We start from the raw sequence: 9,828 nt of genomic DNA on the forward strand, positions 1-9,828 counted from the left end.
TGAGCAGCTTGAGGATCTGCTCGCTGTCGGAAATGGCGTCGTCGCCGCGCTTGATCGTGCCGGAGATCGGGCAGGTCTCGACGCGGCGGCCGTTGACGCGCACGAACATTTCCGGCGATGCGCCGATCAGATATTCGCCTTCGCCGAGATTGATGAAGAAGGAATAGGGCGAGGGGTTGATCGATTTCAGCTTGCGCGAAATATCGGAGGGCTGCGTCTCGCAGCGCTCGTAGAACATCTGGCCGGGCACGACCTCGAACAGGTCGCCGCGCTTGAAGCTTTCCATCGCCCTGCGCACCAGGGCGGCGTATTCGCCCGGTTCGTGGTCGCCGCGCGGCGGGATGCGGTCGGCCGTCTTGAAGGGTTCGACATGGGCGTCGCGGGGCAGGCCTTCGGTCGAAAAGTCTTCGCCGGAATAGTCGTAGCGGTCGGTCCAGGCCTTGGTCGAGTAATGGTCGACGACCAGGATCTCGTCCGGCAGGAACAATACGAGGTCGCGCTGGCTTGCCTTGCGCTCGAGCTTGTGATCGACCGGGTCGAACTGGAAGGCGAGGTCGTAGCCGAAGGCGCCGTAAAGGCCGAGATTGGCGTCCTCGGCGGTCTTGAACAGCGCGGTGATGGCGCGAAGGACGGTGAAAACGGACGGGACGCGACTGCGCTCCTCCTCGGTGAAGACCCGGCCGGGCTTGGCGACATCGAGGCGGATCAGCTTTGGCGACGTCTCGGCAATCGTCACTTCGCTCAGGGCGGCAAGCGCCTTGCTGATCACCGGAAGCAGCGCTTCGCCGCGCTTGTTGAGCGCCTCGATGCGCATGGCGCGGCCGCGCGCGGAAATCACCAGCGGCGGATCGATGATGGCCGTATCCCAGCGCGTATAGCGCCCGGGATATTCGTAATTCGAGGAAAACACCGCGCCGCGGCGGGAATTCAGCCCCTCGATGTAAGCGTCGATCGCGCCGTCATAGGGCTTGTCATGGCGCTCGCGAGTGATCGTCACGCCGCCCGCAGTGACGAAGCGCTCGGCCCCGTTGTCCAGAACTGTCGTCGTCATTGCCGTCTCCATCAGCGTTTTGGGCAACGGACCCGGGAATGGCTAGAAAAAACAAATGGCCGCCCGGACATTCCGTTGCGGCCACCTTCCTTTTCACGCGCACGTGCACGAACAGGCCGCTGTCAGCGAGCCCACCACCAAATGGTCTTGTTCGAGCGCATGTTCATGGCGACTCCCATAGCGGCGAATGGCCCGCCGCGCAACTGGATTTCATGCCGATGGTGACAGCGGAGCGAGCAGTCAGTCCTCGAGCGTGCCCGAACGCGCGTCGCCGCTTCGCTTGTCGCCGGCGAGCTTCAACAGGTCTTCGCCGGCGCGGATGATGCGGCGCGAGCGCCTGGTCAGGATGAGACCCGGCTGCGGCGCGAAGACCTCGGCCCGGCCATTCGCTTCGCCGGGCGCGTGGACGATCGTCGCCAGCCTGTCACCCTTGGCGACGCGGTCGCCCGGCTTGACGTCGTAGAGGATGGCGCCAGCCTTGGGCGAGGGCATCATGTCGATGTTCTCGAGCGGAATTACGGCGGCGGAAAACTTGCCAGGCTTCTGCACGGACGAATCCTGGATGACACCGCGTGCCACCAGCAGGCGATAGAGCCCCTCGGCGTCGGATGCGGCCAGCTTGCCATCGACGTCGAGGATGCCGCGATACTCCACCGTGGTGGCGACGCGGCGGTCGAAGCGAGCGACGCTCGCAGGCGCGTTCTGGTAGGGCATTATCGAAGCGCCCTCGAACGTGCCGTCGGTGTCCTCGCCCCACAACACGACCGCGTCGACGCCCATGGCCGCCGCGCAGTCGGCCATCGCCGGCCAAAGGCTGGTGTGGATATAGAGGTAGGCAAGGCCTTCGTCGTCGCAGTGGAGATCGAGCACGATGTCGTGGCCGAGTGACAATTGGACGAGCCGCGTCTTCAGCCGCTGGTCGGCGCCGCCGAGGGTGGTGTCCGGCAGCAGCTTGGTGTCCGGCGCGGCAAGCAGCGGAAAGGCGCGGTTGAAGTTGGTGCGGGTGCCGAGATGGAAGCGACCCTGGTGTTCGCCGAAGTGATACTGCGCGCGGCCAATTGGGTTAGCCCATGGCACCACGGTGATCGGACCCTTGATGCGGCCCTCGGCTTCCGCCTTGGCGAGCATCGGCATCAGTGCGTCGATGGCGACCACGCCCGGCAGTTCGCCGGCATGAAGGGCGGCCTGCAGGTAAGCCGAGGGGGCCGCCTTGTCGGTGCCCTCGAAGCGGAAGACCGGAAATTCGTAAGCGACGCCCTCGCTGTCGCCGGCGATGCGTTCAATCGTCTTCTGCATGGGATACCTCCGCTTGAAGAGGTGACACACATGCATTTTTGCGATCCGGCTGTCGAGTGGTCCAGGCGGACCGGGCTGTCAGCGCACAGCGGCTACTCGGCTGGCTGCGTCTGCAACACGGCGCGACGGTCAAGCGCCTGCGACAGGACGGCTACGACAACAGCAAGCAGGGCCAACACGGCGCCGACCAGTGGCAAGCTGGCGTAGGACACGCCCCAGGCGATGGCGAGGCCGCCTATCCAAGCGCCGCCGGCATTGCCGACATTGAAGGCGCCCTGGTTCAGCGTCGCGGCGAGGTTCGGGCCGTCGGAAGCCGCCTCGACGACGCGCATCTGCAAGGGCGGCACGACGATGAAGATCAGCATGCCCCAGAGGAAAACGATAGCGATTGCGACCGTCGCCATGGCGCCCAGCTCGGCGAACACGATAAACAGCAAGGCCATGCCGAGCAGCGTGGCAATCACCGTCGGCATCAGCTTCCAGTCCGCCAGCCGTCCGCCGATGATGTTGCCGATGGTCATGCCGGCGCCGAACAGGAGCAACACCCAGGTGATGGTCGCCGTGGACAGGCCAGAGACCTCGGTGAGGTAGGGCTTGATGTAGGTGAAAACCGCGAACAGGCTGGCCGACGCGAGCGAAGCGATCAGCATGGCAAGCCATACCTGCAGCTTCGCGAGCACACGCAGTTCTCCGAGCAGGCCGCCGCCGCTGGGTTCGGCGACATCCGAAGGCACCAGCCAGGCGATTGCCGCGACCGACACCAGGCCGATGCCGACCACGGCAAGGAAGGTGGCGCGCCAGCCAAAGGCTTCACCGAGCGCTGTGCCGGCCGGAACACCCAGGATGTTGGAAAGCGTCAGGCCGGCGAACATCAGGGCGATGGCGCTTGCCCGCTTGTTGCGCGGCACCAGGCTCGCGGCAACCACCGAGCCGATGCCGAAGAAAGCGCCGTGGCCGAAAGCCGTGAAGACGCGCGCCGCCATCAGCAGCCAATAGTTGGGCGCGATGGCGCAAAAGAGATTGCCGATGACGAAGAGCGCGGCGAGGCCGACCAGCACCGGCTTGCGGGGTAGCCGCGCCGTGGCGACGGCGACGATCGGCGCTCCGAAGACGACACCCAGCGCATAGCCGGTGACCAGAAGACCGGCGGACGGGATCGAAACGCCAAGGTCGGCCGCCACCTCCGGCAGAAGACCCATGATCACGAATTCGGTGGTGCCGATGCAGAAGGATGCAATGGCAAGCGCTAGGATCGGCAGCGGCATGGGAGGTCCGGAAATGAATCGGTTCAAAATCAAGAGTGACTTTAGACATGCCCGGCGCACAAGCGCCATTGTTGCAATGCAGCAATGCAGAAAGACGAGAGCGGCCGCGGGGGGCGGCGAGCCGGCCTCAGGTCAACGGCTTCAGCTCCTGCGCGATAGTGACCAGCAGCTCCGAAACCGTAGGATGGATGTGAACTGCCCTTGCCAGCGTGTCGACCGGCGCCTTGGCGTACATCAGGTCGAGCACGCAATGCACGGCCTCGTCGCCGCCCGGCCCAAGCACCGCGCAGCCCAGGATCTGCCTGGTGTCGGCATCGGCGAGGATCTTCATGAAGCCTTGCGTTTCGCCTTTTTCGACAGCGCGGCCGACGCGGGTCATCGGCCGGAGACCGACGAGCGCACGGCGGCCTGACTTCCTCAGCGCGGCCTCCGTCATGCCGCAGCGGCCAAGCGGTGGATCGATGAAGAGACCGTAGGTCTCGATGCGGTCGCTGACCTTGCGCTGATCGTTGTCGAGCAGGTTGCCGGCGACGATTTCGTAGTCGTTGTAGGAGGTGTGGGTGAAGGCGCCCTTGCCGTTGCAATCGCCCATCGCCCAGATGCCGGGAACGCTGGTACGCAGCTGATCGTCGACGACGACGAAGCCGCGCTGGTCCAGTTCCACGCCGGCCTTGTCGAGGCCGAGATCGTCTGTGTTCGGAACCCGTCCGAGCGCCAGCAGCACGTGCGATCCAACCGCCGGCGGCTTGTCGGCGGAAAAGGCCACGGCGATATCCTTGCCTTGCCTGGAGAAGCTTATGTCGCCCGCGCCGACATGAACGGTGATGCGTTCGTTCTCAAGAATTGACAGGATGGCCGCCGAGGTATCCTCGTCCTCGCGGCCGGTCAGCCGCGGCGCCTTCTCGATCACGGTGACCTCGGAGCCGAAGCGACGGAACATCTGCGCGAATTCGAGCGAAATGTAGCTGCCGCCGACGACGATCAGGTGGCTTGGCAGCACGTCGAGATCCATCATCGAGGAATTGGTGAGATAGGGGATGTCACCGAGGCCAGGCAGGTTGGGCACTGAAGCGCGGCCGCCGGTGTTCAGGAATATCTTGGGGGCAGTCAGCAACTCGTCGCCGACGCGTACGGTGTTGGCGGATTCGAACCGCGCATGGCCGCGATAAAGCGTGCAGCCCTTCATCCCTTCTATCCAGGTTTCGAGATTGCCGCGGGCGTCGTTCGTCACCTTGTCCTTGCGCGCCTTGATCCGCTTGTAATCGACCCCGACGGGGCCGGAGAGCGCTACGCCATAGTCGGCGGCGCGACGGGCGAGGTGCGCCGCGTAGGCGCTTGCGACCATTGTCTTGGTCGGCATGCAGCCGGTGTTGACGCAGGTGCCGCCGACAAATTTGCGCTCGATGAGCGCTACGCGCATGCCGGCGGCGTCGAGCCGGCCGGCAAGAGGGGTGCCGGCCTGGCCGGCGCCGATGACGATGGCGTCGAAGGCCGTCGCGCCCATCAAACCGCCGCCACGATCAGCAGACCGCCGATGATGGCGACGGCATCCTCGATGAAGGCGGCAGGCGGATCCTTGCCGAAAGCGGCGGCAAGCCTGGAGCGAAACTCGGCGCCGCCGAGAGTACCGATGACCGCGCCGATCGCGCCGGCGATCAGGCCGCCAACGGTAGCGCCGGCGGTGGCTCCGATGACCGCGCCTGAGAAGGCGCCGACGACGATACGCGCGCCGAACTGCTGCGGCACCTTGCGGCTCGGCGTCGACGGCAATTGATCGGTGATGAGCTCGACGATGCCGAAGATGGTGAAGATGCCGACGGTGATCCAGTGGCCGACGAAACTCGCCCAGGTGTTGGCGACCGGCAGCCAGCCGAACCAGGCGCCCCACGCGGTGACGGCAAGCGCCGTTCCAGCGCGGAGGCCGGCGACGATACCAATCAGCAGTGCAAGAACGTAAAGCATCGCGACCCCTCCATCACGAAGCCGGGGAAAACCCGGCGAGCAAAGCTAACATAGGCCAAGCGTTTGGCCACGGGCTTTTCCCGCGCGGTGGATTATGCTTTCGCAACAGACAGTGTCGGAGACATGCATGAAGACGAGCGAACGCCTCAAGATGGCGGCGGGGGAGTGGTACACCTGCATCGACCCGGAGTTGGAGGCGCTTCGTGTCACGGCGCGCGATGCCGTCTTCGAGCACAACAGCCTGCCGCCCCGGCAGCGCCGCGATATCGGTCCGGCCCTGCGGGCGCTGCTCGGAAGCGCCGGCGAAGGCGCGCGCATCGAGGCGCCATTCCACTGCGCCTATGGTTTCAACCTGTTCCTCGGCGACGGCGCCTTCCTCAATGCCTTTTGCACGATCCTCGACACCGCGCCGGTCCGCATCGGCAAAAGGACGCTGCTCGGCCCCAACGTGCAGATCTACTGCGCCGAGCACCACAGGGAAGCCGCAGGCCGTCGGGCCGGGCTGGAGATCGCAAAGCCGGTCACGATCGGCGACGATGCCTGGATCGGCGGCAGCGCCATCATCCTCGGCGGCGTCAGCATCGGCGAGGGCGCCATTGTCGGTGCCGGCGCGGTGGTGACACGCGACGTGGCGGCCAACACGACCGTGGTCGGCAACCCGGCGCGGGCGGTCACACGCCGCTGAGCGCTGCCGCGCCCCTGGAGAACTCACGCCGGTACTGCATCGGCGAGGTCTTCAGCCGGGCAGCGAAATGCTGGCGAAGCGAGGTGGCGCTGCCGAAGCCGGCTTCGAAGGCCACCATATCCATCGATTTCTCGGTCTGCTCCAGCAGCCTCTGCGCCAGCGCGACGCGCTGGTCGGCCAGCCAGTCGCCGAAGCTGGCGCCGACCGATTTCTGGAAGCGGCGGGTGAAAGTGCGCCGGGTGAGGCCCGCCTTTTCGGCGACGCTGTCGAGGCTGTGCGCCTCGCCAGGTGTCGCCCGGACTCTGTCCAGGGCCTGCGCAAACCGGTCGGTAGCCGGCGTCGGTGCCAGCGGCCGCTCGATGAACTGCGCCTGTCCGCCCTGCCTGTGCGGCGACAGCACGACGTGTCGGGCAAGCCGGAGCGCTGCCTCTGCGCCGTAGCGGGCGCGCACGATGTGCAGGCAGCAGTCGAGCCCGGCGGCGACGCCGGCGGAGGTGACAATGTCGCCGTCGTCGACATAGAGCACGCCGGCGTCGACGGCGATGTCGGGGTGAAGCGCCTGCAGCTGATCGGTATAGGCCCAATGCGTCGTCGCATTCCGGCCGGCGAGCAACCCGGCGGCGGCGATGGCGAAAGTGCCGAGGCACAGACCCACGATCAGCGCACCGCGCTCATGCGCGCGGCGAAGCGCCTGGCTGAACGGCTCGGCCAACGGCGCGTCGAGATCCTTCCAGCTTGGGACGATGACGATGTCGGCGGCATCGAGCGCGGCAAGCCCATATGGCACCACGATCTCGAGGCCGGCATCGGTCCTGATCGGCCCTTCCTCCATCGCGCAGACGCGGAAGTCGAAGCGCGGCAGGCCGAGTTTCGTGCGGTCAGAGCCGAAGACAAGGCATGGCACGGAAAGGTGGAAGGGGCTGATGCCGTCGAAGGCGACGGCCGCGATGATTGGGCTGTTCATGGCAGGCATCGTTCGGTTGAAAATGCGAATGTCCCAATTCTTTCGAATGATGTCAATTGGGACACTTTTTGTGCCATGATGTTCGGCCTAGCTTGCGCCCATCAACAACGTCGAGAGGAAACGTCATGTCAGCACCAGCCACCCAGCCGCGCCGCGCGCTTGTCGTCGTCGATGTCCAGAACGACTACAATGGCGGCAATCTCGCCATCCAGCATCCGCCTTTCGCGGATTCCGTTGTTAACGTGGCACGGGCAATGGACGCCGCGGCCGAGGCCGGCATCAAGATCGTGGTCGTCAAGCAGATGGCGCCGGAGACCTCGCCGATCTTCGCCAAGGGCAGCCATGGCGGTGAGTTGCACTCCGAGATCGCCAGGCGCGCCCGCGATCATTATGTGGAGAAGATGCTGCCTTCCGCCTTCACCGGCACAGACCTCGAGGACTGGCTGCGCGCCAACAGCATCGATACGATCGCGGTCGTCGGCTACATGACGCATAATTGCGATCTTTCGACCATCATCCATGCCGTGCACATGGGCTTCGCGGTGGAATTCCTGTCCGACGCCAGCGGCTCGGTGCCCTACGCCAACAGCGCGGGCTACGCGTCGGCAGAGGACATCCATCGCGTCGTGAGCATCATCCTGCAGTCGCGCTTCGCCGCCGTGCTGAAAACCGGCGACTGGATCGACTGCCTGAAGACCGGCGCCTTGCCGGAACGCGACACGATCTACGCATCGAACCAGCGGGCGCTGAAGCGCAACGCGGCGTAGCCGAATTGATGTGGAAAACGCAAAGGGCGCCGTGGTGATCCGGCGCCCTTTTGTCGCCGGGAGGTAATCCAGCGGAAGCGTGACCCGCTTCACAGAAGTCGTTTCGCCTTTGTGGAGTCATCCTGCGGAGGATTGGCGCGGTCGGCTGGGGGCTGGATTGAAAACGCGCATCGCACGGACCGTGGTTGTTCTGACTCTTGCAGTCGGCGCCGCCCTGCTGCCATGGCCGGCTTTCGCGCAAGTGCCGCCGCACGCGCCCGGCACGATCTGCTTCACTCAGTTCTTCTGGTGCTGGGCGCAGCCGCCCGGGCCTCCCGGCTATCCTTGCGGATGCCCGTCGCAGTACGGCTTTGTGCCGGGTTACCTGGGTTAGTCGTCGGAGAATCTGCGATGGCGACATCCCATGATCCCCTCGTTTCCGGCCTGCTCGCGGATGCGAAGCTGGTGGCCGGCTATGGGCGCTACGGCGTGTTCAAGGACAGCGCCCTGTTCGCGGCCATCGGCGATGCTGAGAAACTCAACGATGTGACGGCAAGCCAGCCCGAGGTCGTCAAGCTTCAATCGGTGCTCAACGACTGCTCCGCCACCGTGCCGTTCTCGACCCTGGCGGCCCTTCGTACCGGGTGGTCGCCGGGCGACATGTCGCGCCGGACCGCGCTTGCGACGTACTTTCTTGTCGCGCTGTCGGTGACGATGATGATCGTCATCGGCAAGCTGACCTATGTCTACAACCGGGGCGTTTCGATCAGCACCGAACTGCAGGAGATCGACAACAACGATTTCAGCGCCAGGTTCGGCCAGTCGATCAGGCAGGTCTGGGCGACGAAGAAGCAACTGAGTTCGGCCAGCGCCCAGCAGGCGTCGACGACCGACCTGACGCTGCTGAAGGATGCCTACTACAATTCCGTGGACAGCCTGCATTCGCTCGACCAGCGTTTTTCTTCGCTGCTGGTGAGAGCGCAGGGTTTCACGACACAGGAGGCCCCGTTTCCGGTCTGGGGCATGCAATGGGCCTACTGCAAGCTTACCACATCGCCGGCCAAGGCAGGTGCGACGCCGGATTTCTCCAACCCGCGCCAAATGGCCATAAACCAGTTCTGCAACCAGGAGGTCGCGCTGGCACAGCAACAGGGTGGGGCGGAGAACGGCCAGCCGCTCAAGCAGTCGGATTTCGACTGCAAGAACGGCGACAGCGGCCAAGGCAACACACAGGTCGCCAGCGCCGCCGGTGCGGCAGACCAGGCGGACGACGTGAACGCCGATTTCGATGAAGCAACGCGCAGCCTCCTATGCGAGGGCGTCATCACCATAACGCCGAATTCGATCTCGGCGCTGACGCTGCAGGCCAAGACGCTCGGCGAGGTCCTCAGCCCCTATGCGCTGTGGATCCTGCCCGCGCTCTACGGCGCGCTTGGCGGCATCATGTTCCACATGCGCATGATCCTCAATCCGCTGCTGCCCAACCCGCCGCTGGCGAGGTTGATCCACCGCATCGCGCTTGGCGCGCTGGCAGGCATGATCCTGGCCTGGTTCATGGCGCCCGGCACCAAGCTCGGCGGCGAAGTCACCGGGATAGGCTTCAGCCTGTTCACATTCGCATTTCTGTTCGGCTTCAGCCTCGACATCTTCTTCGCGGTCCTCGACCAGTTCGTCAGCATGTCGGTGGCAGGCATCAAGAAGTTCGGCTCTTCCACGGTGGCGTAAGCGACCCGCGCAAACAAAAAGGGCGCCGCGGCAGCGCGGCGCCCTTTCAACTTCAGCTCGAACGATGCCCTAGAACAGACCTTCGATCTGGCCAGCTTCGTTGAGGAAGATCTTCTCTGACGACGGCGCCTTGG

Annotated in this window: 9 protein-coding genes; 3 read left to right on the top strand and 6 right to left on the bottom strand. The window is 65.0% G+C overall.

From position 1 onward, the window contains the following. The 5 genes from Q0L57_RS31030 to Q0L57_RS31050 form a co-directional block, all read right to left on the bottom strand. On the bottom strand, positions 1-1,051 hold a 1,051-nt coding region (locus Q0L57_RS31030), incomplete at its 3' end, for a chorismate-binding protein (RefSeq protein WP_296746909.1). Between the two features lie 240 nt (positions 1,052-1,291). After that, positions 1,292-2,347: a succinylglutamate desuccinylase/aspartoacylase family protein gene (locus Q0L57_RS31035; protein ID WP_296746910.1), complete on the bottom strand. Its 1,056-nt coding sequence runs from the start codon at positions 2,345-2,347 to the stop codon at positions 1,292-1,294. A 92-nt stretch (positions 2,348-2,439) separates the two neighbouring features. Beyond that, entirely contained in the window at positions 2,440-3,612 is a 1,173-nt protein-coding gene (locus Q0L57_RS31040) for an MFS transporter (RefSeq protein WP_296746911.1), read from the bottom strand. A gap of 127 nt (positions 3,613-3,739) precedes the next feature. Next, a complete protein-coding gene (locus Q0L57_RS31045) occupies positions 3,740-5,116 on the bottom strand; it encodes an FAD-containing oxidoreductase (RefSeq protein WP_296746912.1) in 1,377 nt (458 codons plus the stop codon). After that, the gene (locus tag Q0L57_RS31050; RefSeq protein WP_296746913.1) at positions 5,116-5,574 is read right to left on the bottom strand and encodes a DUF4126 domain-containing protein; all 459 of its coding nucleotides are present in this window, start codon (positions 5,572-5,574) and stop codon (positions 5,116-5,118) included. The genes Q0L57_RS31045 and Q0L57_RS31050 overlap by 1 nt, the downstream gene beginning before the upstream one ends. 127 nt (positions 5,575-5,701) lie before the next feature. Here Q0L57_RS31050 and Q0L57_RS31055 point away from each other — a divergent pair, with 127 nt between their 5' ends. Continuing rightward, entirely contained in the window at positions 5,702-6,259 is a 558-nt protein-coding gene (locus tag Q0L57_RS31055) for a sugar O-acetyltransferase (protein WP_296746914.1), read from the top strand. Here the strand turns inward: Q0L57_RS31055 and Q0L57_RS31060 are convergent. Then, positions 6,246-7,223: a helix-turn-helix domain-containing protein gene (locus Q0L57_RS31060; protein ID WP_296746915.1), complete on the bottom strand. Its 978-nt coding sequence runs from the start codon at positions 7,221-7,223 to the stop codon at positions 6,246-6,248. The two genes, Q0L57_RS31055 and Q0L57_RS31060, sit on opposite strands and share 14 nt — an antisense overlap. Before the next feature lie 125 nt (positions 7,224-7,348). On the opposite strand from Q0L57_RS31060, the gene Q0L57_RS31065 reads away from it, so the two are divergent. Then, positions 7,349-7,990, top strand: coding sequence for a cysteine hydrolase family protein (locus Q0L57_RS31065; RefSeq protein WP_296746916.1), 642 nt, complete (start codon positions 7,349-7,351; stop codon positions 7,988-7,990). A gap of 390 nt (positions 7,991-8,380) precedes the next feature. Further along, positions 8,381-9,694: a hypothetical protein gene (locus tag Q0L57_RS31070; RefSeq protein ID WP_296746917.1), complete on the top strand. Its 1,314-nt coding sequence runs from the start codon at positions 8,381-8,383 to the stop codon at positions 9,692-9,694. Positions 9,695-9,828 lie beyond the last annotated feature (134 nt).

The sequence above is a fragment of the Mesorhizobium sp. genome (assembly GCF_024509055.1).
In the GTDB taxonomy this organism is placed as follows: domain Bacteria; phylum Pseudomonadota; class Alphaproteobacteria; order Rhizobiales; family Rhizobiaceae; genus Mesorhizobium.